Annotated in this window: 17 protein-coding genes; 8 read left to right on the top strand and 9 right to left on the bottom strand. The window is 53.5% G+C overall.

The genetic code is table 11. The features are described 5' to 3' along the window. The first annotated feature begins 14 nt into the window (after positions 1-14). The 5 genes from rpoZ to AC27K1_RS20380 all read left to right on the top strand — a co-directional run bounded on the left by rpoZ (position 15) and on the right by AC27K1_RS20380 (position 4,206). Positions 15-260: a DNA-directed RNA polymerase subunit omega gene (gene rpoZ, locus AC27K1_RS20400; RefSeq protein WP_345197798.1), complete on the top strand. Its 246-nt coding sequence runs from the start codon at positions 15-17 to the stop codon at positions 258-260. A 242-nt stretch (positions 261-502) separates the two neighbouring features. After that, positions 503-2,626 carry a bifunctional GTP diphosphokinase/guanosine-3',5'-bis pyrophosphate 3'-pyrophosphohydrolase gene (gene spoT / locus AC27K1_RS20395; RefSeq protein ID WP_487152635.1) on the top strand — a complete coding sequence of 708 codons (2,124 nt, stop codon included), beginning with the start codon at positions 503-505 and terminating at the stop codon, positions 2,624-2,626. A gap of 103 nt (positions 2,627-2,729) precedes the next feature. Then, positions 2,730-2,948, top strand: a complete 219-nt coding sequence (locus tag AC27K1_RS20390) for a hypothetical protein (protein WP_487152634.1) — start codon at positions 2,730-2,732, stop codon at positions 2,946-2,948. 114 nt (positions 2,949-3,062) lie between these two features. Beyond that, positions 3,063-3,422, top strand: a complete 360-nt coding sequence (locus tag AC27K1_RS20385; RefSeq protein ID WP_487152633.1) for a NirD/YgiW/YdeI family stress tolerance protein — start codon at positions 3,063-3,065, stop codon at positions 3,420-3,422. 397 nt (positions 3,423-3,819) lie between these two features. Beyond that, entirely contained in the window at positions 3,820-4,206 is a 387-nt protein-coding gene (locus tag AC27K1_RS20380; protein WP_487152632.1) for a RidA family protein, read from the top strand. On the opposite strand, the gene AC27K1_RS20375 is transcribed toward AC27K1_RS20380, so the two are convergent. After that, positions 4,199-5,056, bottom strand: a complete 858-nt coding sequence (locus tag AC27K1_RS20375; protein ID WP_487152631.1) for an SDR family oxidoreductase — start codon at positions 5,054-5,056, stop codon at positions 4,199-4,201. The two genes, AC27K1_RS20380 and AC27K1_RS20375, sit on opposite strands and share 8 nt — an antisense overlap. A gap of 111 nt (positions 5,057-5,167) precedes the next feature. Here AC27K1_RS20375 and AC27K1_RS20370 point away from each other — a divergent pair, with 111 nt between their 5' ends. After that, positions 5,168-6,109, top strand: a complete 942-nt coding sequence (locus AC27K1_RS20370) for a LysR substrate-binding domain-containing protein (RefSeq protein ID WP_487152630.1) — start codon at positions 5,168-5,170, stop codon at positions 6,107-6,109. Positions 6,110-6,118: 9 nt separating this feature from the next. Beyond that, on the top strand, positions 6,119-8,197 hold the full coding sequence (gene recG / locus AC27K1_RS20365) for an ATP-dependent DNA helicase RecG (protein WP_487152629.1): 2,079 nt from the start codon (positions 6,119-6,121) through the stop codon (positions 8,195-8,197). Positions 8,198-8,422: 225 nt separating this feature from the next. Here the strand turns inward: recG and AC27K1_RS20360 are convergent, their stop codons facing one another. The 7 genes from AC27K1_RS20360 to AC27K1_RS20330 all read right to left on the bottom strand — a co-directional run bounded on the left by AC27K1_RS20360 (position 8,423) and on the right by AC27K1_RS20330 (position 13,716). Continuing rightward, positions 8,423-8,827, bottom strand: a complete 405-nt coding sequence (locus AC27K1_RS20360; protein ID WP_487152628.1) for a helicase — start codon at positions 8,825-8,827, stop codon at positions 8,423-8,425. A 155-nt stretch (positions 8,828-8,982) separates the two neighbouring features. Continuing rightward, positions 8,983-9,393 (bottom strand): HU family DNA-binding protein, encoded by a 411-nt coding sequence (locus AC27K1_RS20355; RefSeq protein WP_487152627.1) that lies wholly within the window; start codon positions 9,391-9,393, stop codon positions 8,983-8,985. A gap of 135 nt (positions 9,394-9,528) precedes the next feature. After that, positions 9,529-9,726 carry a rubredoxin gene (locus tag AC27K1_RS20350; RefSeq protein ID WP_487152665.1) on the bottom strand — a complete coding sequence of 66 codons (198 nt, stop codon included), beginning with the start codon at positions 9,724-9,726 and terminating at the stop codon, positions 9,529-9,531. A gap of 302 nt (positions 9,727-10,028) precedes the next feature. Then, positions 10,029-11,342 carry a phosphate regulon sensor histidine kinase PhoR gene (gene phoR / locus AC27K1_RS20345; RefSeq protein ID WP_487152626.1) on the bottom strand — a complete coding sequence of 438 codons (1,314 nt, stop codon included), beginning with the start codon at positions 11,340-11,342 and terminating at the stop codon, positions 10,029-10,031. Positions 11,343-11,423: 81 nt separating this feature from the next. Further along, complete coding sequence (gene phoB / locus AC27K1_RS20340; protein ID WP_487152625.1) at positions 11,424-12,110, bottom strand: phosphate regulon transcriptional regulator PhoB; 687 nt, start codon at positions 12,108-12,110, stop codon at positions 11,424-11,426. A 127-nt stretch (positions 12,111-12,237) separates the two neighbouring features. After that, on the bottom strand, positions 12,238-13,119 hold the full coding sequence (gene ubiA, locus AC27K1_RS20335; RefSeq protein ID WP_487152624.1) for a 4-hydroxybenzoate octaprenyltransferase: 882 nt from the start codon (positions 13,117-13,119) through the stop codon (positions 12,238-12,240). Between the two features lie 66 nt (positions 13,120-13,185). Continuing rightward, positions 13,186-13,716, bottom strand: a complete 531-nt coding sequence (locus AC27K1_RS20330; protein ID WP_487152623.1) for a chorismate--pyruvate lyase family protein — start codon at positions 13,714-13,716, stop codon at positions 13,186-13,188. A 224-nt stretch (positions 13,717-13,940) separates the two neighbouring features. Here AC27K1_RS20330 and AC27K1_RS20325 point away from each other — a divergent pair, with 224 nt between their 5' ends. Next, positions 13,941-14,774 (top strand): S1 family peptidase, encoded by an 834-nt coding sequence (locus AC27K1_RS20325; RefSeq protein WP_487152622.1) that lies wholly within the window; start codon positions 13,941-13,943, stop codon positions 14,772-14,774. A 511-nt stretch (positions 14,775-15,285) separates the two neighbouring features. On the opposite strand, the gene AC27K1_RS20320 is transcribed toward AC27K1_RS20325, so the two are convergent. Beyond that, positions 15,286-16,595, bottom strand: a 1,310-nt coding sequence (locus tag AC27K1_RS20320; protein ID WP_487152621.1) for a glutaminase, incomplete at its 5' end; no start/stop codon positions are given.

The raw sequence follows: 16,595 nt of genomic DNA, 5'->3' as shown, positions 1-16,595 counted from the left end.
GACCGGAGCATAACGTGGCCCGAGTAACCGTAGAAGACTGCCTCGAAAACGTCGACAACCGCTTTGAGCTTGTGATGGCCGCTTCCAAGCGCGCCCGCCAGCTGACCATCGGCGGCAAGGATCCCAAACTGCCCTGGGAAAACGACAAGCCCACCGTCATGGCCCTGCGTGAAATCGCTGAAGGTGTCATCGATCCCAAGGCGCTCGACAAGGAAGAGCAGGACGACGACGAAGCCGCACTGTTCCTGGGTCTCGAGTAAACACTCCCGACCAGAGGCTTCGCCCGCTCCCTGATCAGGCTTCTACTGAACCAAACTGACGGCGGCCTGTTGTGCCGTCAGCAGCTGAACATGCAGTAACCACGATACCGGGGAGCGGAAGGCTCCAACGACCCGATACATGCAGCCGCCGTACCCGACAGACGTTTTGTCTGCTGCAACCGTCACCGGTACCGCGTATACCGTTCAGCGAACCTGAAGCCTGTAGCCAAAGGAGGCGGGCATTGCCGACCATCGATAGTCTTGCCCATCGTCTCAAAGCCTATCTGAATACAGACCAGATCAACCTGGTCAAACGCGCTTACTACTACGCGGAACAGGCCCACGACGGACAGAAACGCCGCTCCGGCGAACCTTACGTCACCCACCCCCTGGAAGTGGCCGGCATCCTTGCTGACATGCACATGGATCATCAGAGCCTGATGGCCGCCATGCTGCATGATGTCATTGAAGACACGGGAATTGGAAAAGGCGCCATTCGCGACCAGTTCGGCGACGTTGTCGCCGAGATCGTCGACGGTGTCAGCAAACTGACCCACATGCAGTTTGAAGACAAGACGTTGGCGCAGGCAGAAAACTTCCAGAAAATGGCGCTTGCCATGGCCCGGGATATCCGCGTCATCCTGGTCAAGCTGGCGGATCGCCTGCATAACATGCGCACCCTGGGTGTACTGCGCCCCGAAAAGCGTCGCCGTATCGCCAAGGAAACCCTCGATATCTACGCACCGATCTCACAGCGTCTTGGTATGCACCAGATGCGTATTGAGTTCGAGGATCTCGGCTTTGCCGCCATGCACCCCATGCGCTCGAACATGCTCACCCACGCGGTGCGTAACGCGCGGGGAAATCGATCTGAAATTGTTACGAAAGTCGTCGAATCGATAACTAACAGGCTCGAAAAGCAGGGATTGAACGGCCGCGTCATGGGTCGTGAAAAGCATCTGTACAGCATCTACAAGAAGATGAAAGTACAGCGTAAGTCCTTCAGCGAGATCATGGATGTCTTCGGCATCCGCATTATCGTGGACAGCATTGACAGCTGTTATCGCTGCCTTGGCCTGGTGCACAATCTGTTCAAGCCGATCCCGGGACGGTTCAAGGATTACATCGCCATCCCCAAAGCCAACGGTTACCAGTCGCTCCACACCACGCTGTTTGGTTTGCACGGTATTCCCGTCGAAGTCCAGATCCGCACCCAGGAAATGGAAGACATGGCCAACAACGGCATTGCGGCGCACTGGCTTTACAAGACCGGCGATGAAGCACTGCTAGGCTCCCGAGACCGTACCCGTGTCTGGTTACAGAACCTGCTGGAACTGCAGCAGAAGGCGGGTGACTCTCTCGAATTCATCGAAAACGTCAAAGTCGACCTGTTCCCGGATGATACCTACGTTTTCTCTCCACAAGGCGACATTTTAGAACTTCCAAGGGGAGCTACGCCGGTCGATTTTGCCTATGCCGTCCACACCGATATCGGCAGTGGCTGTGTGGCTTGCCGGATCGACCGCAAACTGGCCTCCCTGAGCCAGCCGCTGGAAAGCGGCCAGACGGTGGAGATCATCACGGCTCCGGGCGCCCGCCCCAATGCAGCCTGGCTGAATTTCGTTACCACCAGCAAGGCCCGCTCCAATATCCGTCATTATCTGAAAAACCAGAAACGCACGGAATCCATTGCCTTGGGCCGCCGCCTGCTCAGCAAGGTGCTCACGCCCATGGGTATCCGGCTGGAGGAGCTGGAGAAAGCCGATATCAGCCGAACTCTGGAGCATACCGGATTCGACAAACTGGAGGATCTGCTGGAAGACATTGGCCTGGGTAACCGTATGGCTTACCTGGTGGCTCGCCATCTGGCTGACACCCACGAATCCATCGCACACCAGGTGGACCTGTCCAATCCGGAGAAACCCCTGACCATCCGCGGTACAGAAGGCATGGTGATCAGCTTTGCCAAATGCTGCCATCCCATTCCCGGGGATCCGGTTGTGGGCCATGTCAGCTCCGGGCGTGGTCTGGTTATTCACACCGATTCCTGTCGAAATATCACTGAAATTCGCCACAACCCGGAAAAAATACTGGAAGTGGATTGGGACAAGAATGTCCATGGCGAGTTCTATGTCGACCTGGAAGTCGCCTTCGAGCAGTTACAGGGCATGATTGCCTCCCTCGCCACCACGGTAACCGCCGCTGCTGCCAGTATTGAGAAAATCAGCGTCGAGGAGAAAGACGCTCGCCTGAGTCTTGCACAGCTACTGATCAAGGTGAAAGACCGGGTGCATCTGGCCCAGGTCATCCGGCGATTACGCACAATTCGTGGGGTTACTTCCATCTCACGCCGACGAGAAGCCTGATTTCCCCAATCAACCCCCTGCCTCCAACTAAATAGTCACTCTCCGGAACCTTCATGGTTCCGGGCGCTCCAATACAGTAATAACTGACTGAAAGGAGAGTGACATGAACACAGATTCAATGGATCAGCTGACTGCAGCAGTCATCGACTGTTTTATCCTGAACAATGGATTTGCCCTGCCCACAGAAGGCGGCTGGCAAACACTCCAGTTAATCCCGCAAACCTCTCTCTACAGTATTGATATGCCCGACTTCCTGGAAGCTGATGGCTTATATAAGCTCTGGCAGTTTCTCAAAGAACGTGAACTGAGGCACAACTCCTGAAACGTTCCGGAACGCCCGGCGCCTTTCACCCTCTCTCCCCGTCATTCTCGACATGAACAACCTGATAAACTGACCTACGCTGTCTTCAACGTCTTATGCCGTTGGAGACAGATCATGAAAACCGTTATCCACAGCCTGGCGATTGCACTGGCCCTGTGCATTTCCAGCATGTCTTTTGCCGACTACACAGGTCCCGGCGCCGGAGGTGAACCTACCAGCGTAGCTGCAATCAACAAAGCGCCAAAAGACGATATGTACGTCGTCCTTGAGGGGAAGCTAGTAAGAAAAAAGAAACATGAAACCTATATCTTCAGCGATGGTACCGGAGACATTCCCGTTGAAATTGATGACCACCTGATGCCTGCCCAGAATATCAACGAAAACAGTCTGGTAGAGATTCGTGGTGAGGTTGATGCCGGTGTGATGGAAACACCTGAAATTGACGTGAAAGAAATCCGTGTACTCAAACCGTAAGAACAAACACATCACTCAATCCCTGTAGCAAACGGCAAAGGGAATTGCCTGACCGTTTTCAGCTAATTTGATTTCAATTCAAGGAAACGCGCCTGTTTGGAATTAAGTATTACACGTCATCTTCATGCTACGCGCTTCAGTAATGCCATTCTCCATCCTCACATCTCGTACACGCTTGCCTCATGATACTCAACAAACCAATCGATGGTTCACTCTTCCCACACCAAACAAGCCTATTTATCTTGTTCATCCCCTTCGATTTGAACTATTCGCACACCAGCACTCTGGAGCATCACCAAACGCACAGCCTTCAGTCAGGATCAGCGCCATAACACTCAACTCTGGTATAGTCTTCCTACGGACAAGAAACAGAGACCAGTGAACCAGGATTCTACTTATGAGCAACAAGCAGATTATCCACACAGACAAGGCGCCAGCCGCTATCGGCACTTATTCACAAGCCGTCAAGGTCGGCACCACTGTCTATCTGTCTGGCCAGATCCCACTGGTACCGGAAACCATGGAAGTGGTGGAAGGTGATTTCACCACACAGACCCACCAGGTTTTCCGTAACCTGCAGGCCGTCGCTGAAGCCGCTGGCGGCAGTCTGCAGGATGCCGCCAAGATCACTATATTCCTGACGGATCTTGGCAACTTCCAACTGGTCAACGAAGTCATGGCACAATATTTCGAACAGCCTTATCCAGCACGGGCAGCTGTCGGCGTGAAGGAATTACCCAAAGGCGTTCCCGTGGAAATTGAAGCGATTCTGGAGCTCAACTGAGACCTAATAATGCCCGGTAACCCTCCCTGAAAGAAGGATAAAGGAAGTGGTAACCTGCTTTCTTTATCCGGGCATTGGAACAACGTTTACAACCACGGGAAGGGACATCGTCGCCGGGTTTTACCGTAATACCCAGTTGCTTCCCCAACCAGTCAGTCACTTCATGCATGGGTGCCGGATCATTATCAACACCAACGTATAATGTTTCCAACTTGCCGCCCTGACGGTCTTTCTCGATTAAATAGTGCAGCATCCCTGCACAGTCATCGGCATGAATGCGATTACCATAGACAACCGGTGTCTCACGATATCCCTGGCCACTTTTAACCCGCCTCAAAAGATAATCCCGCCCCGGACCGTAAATGCCTCCGAAACGAATACTGGTTCCGGGAATATCTGCCTGCTGAAGCAGTGCTTCCGCTTCCAGCATCACCTGCCCTGAAAAACCAGCCGGTGAGGTCTCCGACAATTCATCGACCCATTCCCCTGCATTCTGGTGATAAACCGCCGTACTGGATGTAAAGAAAATCCGCTTGGGCAGCGTCTTCATCGAAGCGACTTTAGACAGTACATGCCGTATACCCTGCAGATAGACCGCACGATACACCGACTCATCGCGACTACCAGCCGCCGCGCAATAGACCAAGTAATCGATTTCTGCCGGCCAATCCCCCAGGTTCTCCTCATCGGCCGCCAGATCACCTGCCACCGGGCTCACTCCCGCAGGCAGTTGAGCGGTATTGCGGCGAAGCCCCCACACGTCATACTGACCTGACGCCAACAAGCGCTCCGCCAGGCGACCTCCCACATCCCCGCAACCCGCGATGAAAACCCTTATCTTTTCTGCCATTGCACTGCTGCCAAAGTCGTTTACCATGACAGGAGATTGTAATAGAAATTTTCAATGGGCTGCAGTCCGCCCCGTAGCAATACTGTTTATTTTCACAGTACAATACTGACCATGACACTGACAGAACTCCGATACATCGTAGCCCTCGCCCAGGAGCGGCATTTTGGCAAAGCCGCCGAGCGCTGCTTTGTCAGTCAGCCGACGCTCAGTGTTGGCGTGAAAAAGCTGGAAGATGAACTGGGCATTGCGATCTTCGAACGCAGCAAAACCGCCGTGCGCGTCACCCCGCTCGGTGAAAAAGTCATTGAGCAGGCGCAGAAAGTGCTGGAAGAGACCAGCGCTATCAAGGAAATTGCCAGTATGGGCAAGGACCAGTTGTCCAGCCCGCTGCGCGTTGGCGCAATTTACACAATTGGCCCCTACCTGTTTCCACACCTGATTCCCCAGCTCACCAAGACGGCACCGACCATGCCGCTCTATATTGAGGAAAACTTCACCGCAGTCTTACGACAGAAGCTGCGCATGGGTGAGCTGGATGCCATTATCATTGCCCTGCCGTTTACCGAACCGGATGTCGTCACCAAGCCTCTTTACGATGAACCGTTTACTGTACTAATGCCTGGCAGCCACACCTGGACAAAACAAAAGACGATTGATCCTCTCAGCCTGCAGGCTGAAGATGTTTTGATGCTGGGTGAAGGTCACTGTTTCCGTGACCAGGTTCTCGCGGCCTGCCCCGCCCTGACGAACAAAAAAGATAGTACCCAGGGCAACAATAGTCGTATGGATATTGAAGCCAGCTCGCTGGAAACGATCCGTCACATGGTCGCTTCGGGTATGGGTATCACCGTACTGCCAATGTCCGCAGCCGATGACCGGCATTACGCCGAGGGATTGCTGACAACCCGGCCATTCAAGTCGCCTGCGCCATCCAGAACCGTTGCCCTTGCCTGGCGAGCAAGCTTCCCACGCACCAAGGCCATCGACGTGCTGGAACAGGCTATCCGACTGTGCTCGACCCAACCTGTTAAAGGCAAGCCTGCTAAACGATAGGGCTCGACGATGGCGGACAAACTGCATGAAATCCCGGTCACCAGCCTGAAAGGCGTAGGCGCTGCGCTGGCTGACAAACTCGCGAAGATCGGAATTCATACCCTGCAGGATCTGCTGTTTCACCTGCCGCTTCGTTATCAGGATCGTACCCGCATCACACCACTCGGAGCACTCCAGTTTGGAATGGATGCGGTTGTCCAGGGCACCGTTGTCGCCGCCGATATTATTAATGGTCGCCGACGCAGCCTGCTCTGCCGGGTTCAGGACGGTACCGGCTCCATCAGCCTCCGTTTTTACCACTTCAGTGGCGCCCAGCGTAATGCCATGAAACGGGGTGCCATCATACGCTGCTTTGGCGAACCTCGCCGGGGCGCCAGCGGACTGGAGATGTATCACCCGGAATACCGCATTATCTCGGATGATCAAACGACAACCGTCGAAGATACCCTGACGCCTGTTTACCCCAGCACGGAAGGACTGACTCAACAGCGTCTGCGCACACTCTGCAGTCAGGCACTGGGCTTTATGCGCCATCCGGATGCACTGCAGGAATGGCTACCCGCCTCCCTGCTCAGCGCCTATCACCAGTGGCCCCTGGTGGAAGCCATACGGTACCTGCATAACCCGCCGCCAGATGCGGATGTACAGACCATGCTCGAAGGCCAGCATCCTGCCCAGCAACGTCTGGCCTTTGAAGAACTGCTGGCCCACCACCTCAGCCTGCAGAAAATACGTTACCGTATTCGGCGACAAGAAGGTCACCCCATGCCTCCACGGCATAAGTTGACGACACAATTCCTCGAACAGTTGCCGTTCAAACCAACGGGAGCCCAGCAGCGCGTTGCAAAAGAGATTGATGAAGACCTCGGTCAGTCGGCACCGATGCTTCGCCTCGTGCAGGGCGATGTTGGCTCAGGCAAAACGGTTGTCGCGGCATTGGCCGCTTTACAGGCTGTCGAAAATGATTTCCAGGCTGCCTTGATGGCGCCTACCGAAATCCTGGCGGAACAGCATTACACGAATTTCAGCCAATGGCTGAGGCCACTTGGTATCACCGTTGCGTGGCTGACCGGAAAAACCAAAGGCAAAAAACGTGAACAACAACTGGAGCTGATCCGCACCGGTGAAGCGGCTGTCATTATCGGTACCCATGCCCTGTTCCAGGAAGACGTCATCTTTAACCGACTTGGGCTGGCCATTATTGATGAACAACATCGCTTTGGTGTGCATCAGCGACTGGCGCTGAAAGAAAAAGGTCACGGCGCCACGCCTCATCAATTGATTATGACGGCAACCCCCATTCCGCGCACGCTGGCCATGAGCGTCTACTCAGATCTGGACTGCTCTGTCATTGATGAGCTTCCCCCCGGACGAACCCCGGTCAACACCATTGTGATCAGCGATGACCGTCGTGACCAGATTATTGAGCGGGTTCGCAGTGCCTGCCTTGAAGGTCGTCAGGCCTACTGGGTCTGCACATTGATTGAAGAGTCCGAAGCACTGCAATGCCAGGCCGCTGAAGTCACGGCGGAGCAATTACGGGAATTGTTGCCTGAACTGTCCATCGGGTTAATCCATGGTCGTATGAAAGCGGCTGAAAAGGCCGAGGTCATGGAGGCGTTCAAGGAAGGCCACCTGCACCTTCTGGTGGCTACGACAGTGATTGAGGTCGGCGTAGATGTCCCCAACGCCAGCTTGATGATCATAGAAAATCCGGAACGCCTGGGTCTTGCTCAACTCCATCAGCTGCGCGGTCGGGTCGGACGAGGGAAAATCGCCAGCCATTGCGTCCTGATGTATCACGGCCCGCTGTCGCAACAGGGGAAAGAACGTCTGCAGGTAATGCGCGATTCCACAGACGGCTTTGTCATTGCTGAAAAGGACCTGGAATTACGCGGCCCCGGCGAAGTACTCGGCACCCGCCAGACCGGCATGATTGATTTCCGGGTTGCTGACCTGCAACGTGATGAGCAACTGCTCGACACCGTTAAACAAGCCGCCAGCCTGTTAATGACCGAACATCCGGACAACATAGAACCACTGATCCGTCGCTGGTTACCCCAGGGTGATCGTTACGCCGAAGCGTGACGCCTACGGAACTTAACCGTCAGAGAAGTTGTCAAATACCCAGTTTTTCAGTTCAGGTATTGAAAATGGACTTTGAAGTATTGGGCTCAGCCGCTGCGAATCTCTATTCCCGTGCCTCATCAACTATATGCTACTAAAACATTGTTATGTCATTGCCGCCCCCCATCGTCAGTCGACGATGGAGGCGTAAAACCCTCGGTTTTCACCGCAGCAGACAACAAACCATCAAGCGGCTTTTTTAGATTCTGCGCTTTTTGATTTTTTCTTTTTCCCGGGTTTCAGGTACTTGGTCAGCGACTGGAACCACATGACCAACGCAGGATTACCCTGGATAACGATATCCCGATCCTGAATGCCCTGCATAAAGGCGACCTGCGCATTCTTGGCCGTCAGCGCTTTCAGCCCTTTCTCAGCAGACGTGAAATTAATACCAAACGCCGGAGAATCCACGGCGCCACTGCGTGCGCGGACACGCTCATCCTTCACAATGTAATGGCGGGCAACGCCATCATCACTGGTAATCTGGAATACCAGGTCTTTGTCTTCCAGCTTTTTCCGGAAATCCGGGTTAGTGCGGCTGGCGCGTGCCATCAACAAGCCCAGCGCCCAAAGCAGCAAGCGAAATTTCATTCTAAGACTCCCCCGTGGGTGTTTCCTGATTCAGCCGAGGCATTCTAGCGGGTGACAACGAGATGTACAGTGGCAGGGATAGTATGAGGGTCAATATTAAGGGTCAGTAACAAGACGACATACTGGCCGGCTGATGGCCGGCCAGATAACCGGTATCAGTCGTTTACTGCTTCCTTGAGCGCCTTGCCGGGCTTGAAGCCAACGGTGGTGCTGGCCTTGATCTGGATCGGTTCGCCAGTCTGGGGGTTTTTACCCATGCGCGCACCACGCTCACGGGATTCGAAAGAACCAAAGCCGATCAGGTTCACTGATTCCTTACGCTCAAGCGCCTTGGTGATTTCATCAAGGAGAATGTTCAGTGCGTCAGTGGCTTTGTCTTTGGTGAGATCGGCACGATCAGCGATAGCATCAACAAGGTCTGGTTTGCGCATAGTTTTCCCTCTCGACTCCTTGGAGTATTTTTTTCTTCTTTTGGGTTTTCCATACCGGGCCAGTTCCTGTACCCGGAGAGAAAGCGGTCTTACACCGTGTGTTGTGGTGCAGAACTCAACCTTAAAACAGTCCACTACTGCAGGGCAATACCCTGAAGCCCTCTATTCTCCGGAAAAACTGTCAAATTATCGAAACATTGGCAGAAAAAGCACAACAGATAGTTTGTCGGTCAAACCCAAAACTCGATATATGGGATTTTGACTTTTTCTTTACGAAACCCGCATCATCTCAAAATCCTGCTTGCCGGTACCACAATCCGGGCACAGCCAGTCCTCTGGTACATCTTCCCAGCGTGTGCCCGGCGCGATGCCATCTTCCGGCCATCCTTCTGCCTCATCATAAATAAATCCACAGACGACACACTGCCACTTGCGCCACCCCTCCTGTGGCGTGCTGCCAGCCTGCAAGCTTGATGACATAACAAACCACCCACGTATCAGTGCATTACGGACCACGGGCAAAGGCCGGTAATGACAACGCGACCGCACCTAACAGGAGACCCGTTAAACATTCCGTTTTCATGATAATACTCATCAGGCTGGGCGGTATAACAGGGAAAATCCCCGTTGCCAGGCAGGCCTTACAGAGGATGGAAACAGCTGACAACGAAGTACTGCAAGATAAACGACATTTGCCAGAAGAAGATGGCACATAATCGTCATATGGCAAGTCGATCGATTAAGAAACAGTTAACGCTAGATAGCCGTTATCAACAACATTCCCGCCTCGCAGCAGGAAAACGACAGGAGAACGTACTGCCCTTACCCGGCTTGCTGCTGACATCCAGTACCGCATTGTGGCGCAACAACACATGCTTGACGATGGCCAGCCCCAGGCCCGTCCCACCGGTTTGTGAATGACGCCCCTTGTCCACCCGGTAAAACCGTTCCGTCAACCTGGGCAGGTGCTGTGGATCAATACCGATGCCGTTGTCCTTCACCTGCAGCGTGGCGCCATAACTGTTCTCCAGCCAGCGAACCTTGATATCGCCGCCTTCTGGCGTGTATTTCACCGCGTTGTAAACCAGGTTGGAAAAGGCGCTGCGTAACTCATCCCGGTTTCCGGTCAAACAGGCATTGTCAGGACAATCCAGCTTCACCTGGTGCTTTCCATGACTGTATGCCATTGCATCATGCACAACCGTGTCCAGCAGTTCATGAATATTGACGGAACTCTGGTCTAACTGATTATCAGAGGTTTCAAGCCTGGACAGGGTCAGCAGATCACTGATGATATTCTGCATCCGCTCGGCCTGAGTCAGCATCTGTGTCAGAGCACGCTTCCAGACAGGCGGTGCCTTATCCGGCATCAATTCCAGTCCGTCCTGCATGGTTTCCAGGTAACCGGTAATGACCGTCAGTGGCGTACGCAATTCATGGGACACATTGGCGACGAAATCTTTCCGCATCACCTCAAGCTGATGCAGGCGGGTGATATTCCGCACGACAACCAGTCGGTTATTCGTCCCGTAAAGCGTAATGGAATATTGCAGCCGAATGTTCTCAATAACCGGAGAAGGTAACTCCAACGGTTCGTTATAGGATTTTTGTTCGAAGTAACGAATAAACCGGGGATCACGAATGAGGTTGGTAATGTGTTGTCCCTGATCGTCGGGAGAACGGAAACCCAGTAATTGTTCCGCGGCCGGGTTCCACCATTCAATGCAGCCATGGCTGTTCACCATGACAATCGCATCACTGAGCGCACCGGTGGACGCCTGCACCCGATCAATCACCGCCTGCAACCGGCGTCGGGATTTCTGCTGCCGACGCTGAAGACGGTAGATATTATCGAAGATTGCGCCCCAAAGGCCTTGGCTGGTAGGGGGTTCCTGCTCCGAGAATTCACTGGCTTCCAGCCAGCGACCCAGGCGAAACATCTGGATCAAAGTCCAGACCAGGTAGCCGGAAACACCGAGCAATAAACATAAAGTAATCTGGTCGGTGACCAGCCCCAGCAACAGGCAGGCACCCAGCAATAGCACCAGCCGCCGGATAACAGCAGACTGCCAGTTACGATTCACGTTGGATCAACCCTTTACGATGACAACTCCTGCAGGTCATCCCCAGTCAGGATGCAGGAATTCGACTTATGATTCAGACGATCAGGCCCGTGTGGAAAACCGGTACCCGGTACCCCTGACAGTCTGCACCAGACGCTCATACTCACTGCCCAGCGCCTTACGCAACCGGCGGATATGAACGTCAACCGTGCGTTCTTCCACGTAGACATTACCGCCCCAGACATGATCAAGCAACTGGCCCCGGGTATAGGCCCGTTCCTGGTGGGTCATGAAGAACTGGAGCAGGCGATATTCGGTCGGCCCCATGTCGGAGGGTGCGCCATCAATGGTGACCCGGTGACTGACAGGATCCATCGTCACCCCTTCCACCACAATCGGATCATTCTGTTCAGCGGTTCCGGCGCGGCGCAGCACCGCTTTCAGGCGTGCCACCAGTTCGCGGGGAGAAAAGGGTTTGGTGATGTAATCATCCGCCGTCTCCAGCCCCTGGATTTTGTTGTCTTCCTCGCACTTCGCGGTCAGCATGATGACCGGAATATCAGCGGTCAGTTCATCCCGCTTCAGGCGACGGGCAAATTCAATGCCGCTGCCACCAGGCAGCATCCAGTCCAGCAGGATCAGGTCAGGCCGCTGATCGACAATAATGCCGTGGGCCTCGGTGCAGTTTTCCGCTTCCAGACAGTGGTAGCCAGCCATCTCGAGCGCCACCATAATCATTTCGCGAATGGGCGCTTCATCGTCCACGATCAGAATATTATTGCCTGTCATTACCCTGTCCCGTCTCCCTGTTTCCGGCTCCAAACCACCCGTTATTTAGTAGGGATTACACCGACTGAATGTTACAGACAAATGACAGCCAGCTGAAAACGTAGAAACCAGTTCAAACGAGGCACTATTACCCACTGATCAGATAGTTACCGAAAATACCGGCAAAGATGGTCATACCCACCCAGTGGTTATTCAGGAATGCCTTGAAACAGCCGTCCCGATCACGGGTACGCGTCAGACGGTACTGATAAACAAACAACCCGGCAGCGCCTACAAGACCAAGATAATAGAACCAACCCAGTGACAGTTTCGCCCCGACAAAGAGTAGTCCCACCAGTGCAAGTATCTGCAGTACCGCATTAATCCGCGTATCCAGCTCACCAAAAAGGATGGCCGTTGATTTAATGCCGATACGCAGATCATCATCCCGATCCACCATGGCGTACTGGGTATCGTAAGCCACCGTCCAGAGGAGATTGGCCGTAAAAAGCAACCAGGTAATCACTGTCAGCTCACCGGTCTGGGCCGCCCACGCCATCGGGATCGACCACCCGAAAGCAGCGCCCAAAACGACCTGGGGAAGGTGCGTATGCCGCTTCATAAAGGGATAGATGACGGCCAGCGCCAGCGCGGCGAATGACAGACCAATCGTCAGCGGATTGGTCATCAGAACCAGAATAAAGGAAACAAACACCAGTCCGGCGAACAGGGTAAGGACTTCTTTCCCGGTTATTTTTCCGGTAACGATCGGCCGCATGCAGGTACGCTTCACGTGCCCGTCAAAACGTCGATCGGCATAATCATTGATAACACAGCCGGCACTGCGCATGAGCACAACACCTGCAACAAAAATCGCCAGCACTCCCGGATTCGGCACACCTTCTGCCGACAGCCAGAGCGACCAAAGTGTCGGCCACAGCAACAGTAACGTGCCTATGGGCTTATCCAGGCGCATGAGCCGGAAAAAGTCATCGAGGCGAGGAAAATAGCGGGTGAGCGTCGCCTTCATAGGTCCCCTGAATTCGTGCATTATTTCCGCCGCAGTCTAAAAGTCCTCACGGCGGGCTGCAACCGTTTAGGGATCGGGCAGGAAAAACTCGCTAACCAGCAACGGTTTATCTGACAGATAAAAAACTGAACGTCGCCCCCAGGCGAGCTGATCAGAATACTCATAAGACAGGCAAGGATTAAAGATCCGGGCAGCCAGTGACGAGACTTCGATTTCACCCCGCTTGAGATTGGGGTCTGCAAACAAGACCTCACCGAGCGGACGCTCTTTCAACTGGAGCAGGCAGCGGTTACGACCCTGCAACGAAGTGACCGGCAGAATACTGCGGGCAAACACCTTGGGCTGGCCATTACAGATCAGCAGCACTTCACGGATGCTGGCCCGGGTACGGTCCTGGAGATCCAGGGCCAGACGCTCTGCAGGCTTCGGAATCCCCCAGTCATGCCGAAGCACCTCAACAGCGAAAGTGCCGGGAAATTCCTGCTGGAGTTTCAGGGTCAGCGACCCCCTGTGCAGCAGCCAGGGACGCCATTCCTCCGGCGTGGTCAATGCCTGCGCCGGACGCCAGTCCTGGCCTGAGATACAACATGAAGACATGGTATTTATCATTCCCAGTGTTAGCGCGGAGCATGCGCTATCACCCCGGATCATGCAAGCCAGAAAGAGGCTGGGAACAAGTACAGGCCACCGGCCCCAATCAAAGTGAACCCCCTTCATTTCTTGTGGTCTTATGTTCATAGCTGGCTGAATGGCTGAAGTCAGTCCCTGTCTGACATCAGCTGGCAGCCTTTTCTTTCAGGAGATGGAGCTCAATAAACCCTATGGACACATTTATTCAGCGCTATTCATTATCAGCCCTGCTCTCACTCAGCATGCTTTTTTCCCCCTTTGTTTCATCAGGTAGCATCAATGATGCCCAAGCTTTCAACATCATCGGTGGGCAGCCGGTTGCCGATGAAAGCCAGCCCTGGCAAGTCTCCCTGCAGGATTTCGGACAGCATTTCTGTGGCGGCTCCCTGGTTGCGCCCCAGTGGGTGCTGACAGCAGCACATTGCGTGGAAGACTATGACAACGACAATGGGGATCTTGAAGGGTTGGACATTCGGGTTGGCGTCACGGACATCTCGGATTCGTCACAAGGTATTTATGCCGAAGCGGTCGCCATCATGACGCCGGCCTGGTGGGAAGGCGATGGCGATATCGCCCTGATCAAACTGAAAGAACCCATCACAGACATCCCCTACCTGCCACCAGCTGACGAACGCATCATGCGGGAATCTGGCTACGAAGGCGCCATGGCCAGAGTTTCAGGCTGGGGCATCACCAATGAAAATGAAGGAGAAGGCGGCCTCCCCTCCCTGCTTCATACGGTCAATGTCCCCATCGCACCATGGTTCTTCTGCGCCATGTTCAACAGTGAGAATGGCGATCTCTCTGAAAATGAAATCTGCGCTGGCTATATCGATGGCGGCAACGATGCCTGTTACGGCGACAGCGGTGGTCCGTTGATTATCAAACATCATGGTCGCCCGGTTCAGGCGGGTATCGTTTCCTGGGGTAGTGGCTGTGGACAACCTTACAAGTACGGCGTCTATTCCCGGGTCGCTTCGTTTTCCGAGTGGCTACGGAACACGATCCATAACAATAGCGACTGAAATTGTTTAGTCGCATTATTGTTTTATACGGTCATGTTTCCAACCGGTTGATACGACATTCTGGCGATGAACTCTCCAATGACGTTGTCGTGTAGCTCCTCTGGGCGGGAGTAGCTGACAGTCTTGCTACGGATTGTTATGTATACGTAATCAACGGGTCTGATTCATGACCGGTCTGCGGCGCTGAAGAAGACCGGGTATTCCCTTCAACTCCCAATAACGTTGAAGATGCGACTGATATCATTAACCGCAAAACCTTCGAAGCTGCTCAGAATAGCATGAGTCTTTCTTCTGACATGGTATTTCGGATGGTTTTTTTACAGTTCATCAAGGTTGGCTCTTTCAACGTCAGAGACAGGCTTAATCAATTTCATCACAACCGGAGCTGATACCTGTAAGGTCATAGCATAAGCAAACAAGGGAAGTCTTCTGGTGCATTTTATCATTGCGACAATGGATGATTATTTATGGCTGGATACTGATCTACCGATAATGCGCCGGTGGCCATCGCCTACTCCCTGCAGGTCTCGAGAAACACGACAATTCCCTCATGATATTGACGCCGTGCATCGTCGAGAGGGGTATTCCCCCAGCGATCCTTAACAGTCGGTGATGCACCATGCATTACCAGGTACTTGACCACCAGGTCGTGACCTTCAGAGGCTGCCAGATGCAACGGCGTTCGCATGTCGTAATCTGCCACGTTAACTATATCCAGCCCCCTTGCCATCATCTGCTCGATGGCCGCCAGGTTGCCGTTGCTGGCAGCGTAAATCAACTCCACTGTATGCTCTGCATGCTTGTTAAAATCTTTATCATCATCACTATTGCACACGTGCTCTTTTTGACGGTGTATCAACTCAGCCTCTTGCCCTATACCTCCATGGGTTTCAAGAAACTCAACGATATCCAGATAGTCATAACGCCGTGCATCATCAAGAGGGGTATATCCCCAACGATCTCTCGGGTTCACCTCAGAGCCATTGTCAACAAAATACTGGACGACGGCTAACTGACCATTGGCGGCTGCCAGGTGCAGGGGGCTACGCCCATCATAATCGGCGACGTTTTGATCATAACCACTCACCAGTAGCCGGTGAATAGAGCCAAGATCACCTTTGCTGGCCGACCAGACCAACTCTGACACTCTGCTGGCCTTGATCTGGTTAAGGCTTAATCGGGGATCCACCCTGCCTGTACCTACGGTCAGGCTATCGAAATTATGTAGCTTGAATTGCTGAATAAGACGCCGACAAAACTCAACACCGCGTACACTGTTGCCATGAACATCCAGGCGTGGCGACCATATGCATAATCCCATCACATTGGGAATCGACACAATGATCCCTCCACCCACGCCACTTTTGGCCGGCAACCCGACCTCAAAAGCAAACTCACCGGAGAAATCATACATCCCGCATGTACACATCAGCGAAAGGCAGTGCTGAACATGCTGTGTCTGTAAAACCCTTTCCCCATTGACGGGACAAATGCCGCCATTAGCCATTGTCGCGGCAAACACTGCCATATTCTCAGCGCTAAGTTCAATGGAGCAGCAGCGGAAGTAAAACTCCAGCGTCTTGACGAGATCGGCGCCTTCAGGAAAGGCATCATGTTCCTTGAGGTAATAGCCTAGCGCAAAATTGCGGTCAGCTGTCTCCCGTTCCGATTCATAAATAGACTGATTGAAACGGGGAGGATGTCCACCGCACATGGCTTTCCAGGCATCCATAACGTAATGGAACCGGTCGACATTATCGTCCATCGTTCTGATAAGTGACGCAGCAACGATAGCGCCAGCATTAATCATCGGGTTATGAG

The sequence above is a fragment of the Kistimonas ophiarachnellae genome, assembly GCF_057552235.1.
The sequence above is the reverse complement of the archived record's forward strand: the minus strand, read 5'-3'. Positions and strand labels throughout refer to the sequence as shown.

What these genes read in the sequence shown, in the direction of transcription:
- AC27K1_RS20360 (WP_487152628.1), bottom strand. Translation starts at nt 8,827, where the DNA reads ATGAAATTTCGCTTGCTGCTTTGGGCGCTGGGCTTGTTGATGGCACGC.
- recG (WP_487152629.1), top strand. Translation starts at nt 6,119, where the DNA reads ATGGCGGACAAACTGCATGAAATCCCGGTCACCAGCCTGAAAGGCGTA.
- AC27K1_RS20380 (WP_487152632.1), top strand. Translation starts at nt 3,820, where the DNA reads ATGAGCAACAAGCAGATTATCCACACAGACAAGGCGCCAGCCGCTATC.
- phoB (WP_487152625.1), bottom strand. Translation starts at nt 12,110, where the DNA reads ATGACAGGCAATAATATTCTGATCGTGGACGATGAAGCGCCCATTCGC.
- ubiA (WP_487152624.1), bottom strand. Translation starts at nt 13,119, where the DNA reads ATGAAGGCGACGCTCACCCGCTATTTTCCTCGCCTCGATGACTTTTTC.
- AC27K1_RS20375 (WP_487152631.1), bottom strand. Translation starts at nt 5,056, where the DNA reads ATGGCAGAAAAGATAAGGGTTTTCATCGCGGGTTGCGGGGATGTGGGA.
- AC27K1_RS20325 (WP_487152622.1), top strand. Translation starts at nt 13,941, where the DNA reads ATGGACACATTTATTCAGCGCTATTCATTATCAGCCCTGCTCTCACTC.
- AC27K1_RS20330 (WP_487152623.1), bottom strand. Translation starts at nt 13,716, where the DNA reads ATGTCTTCATGTTGTATCTCAGGCCAGGACTGGCGTCCGGCGCAGGCA.
- AC27K1_RS20385 (WP_487152633.1), top strand. Translation starts at nt 3,063, where the DNA reads ATGAAAACCGTTATCCACAGCCTGGCGATTGCACTGGCCCTGTGCATT.
- AC27K1_RS20370 (WP_487152630.1), top strand. Translation starts at nt 5,168, where the DNA reads ATGACACTGACAGAACTCCGATACATCGTAGCCCTCGCCCAGGAGCGG.
- AC27K1_RS20390 (WP_487152634.1), top strand. Translation starts at nt 2,730, where the DNA reads ATGAACACAGATTCAATGGATCAGCTGACTGCAGCAGTCATCGACTGT.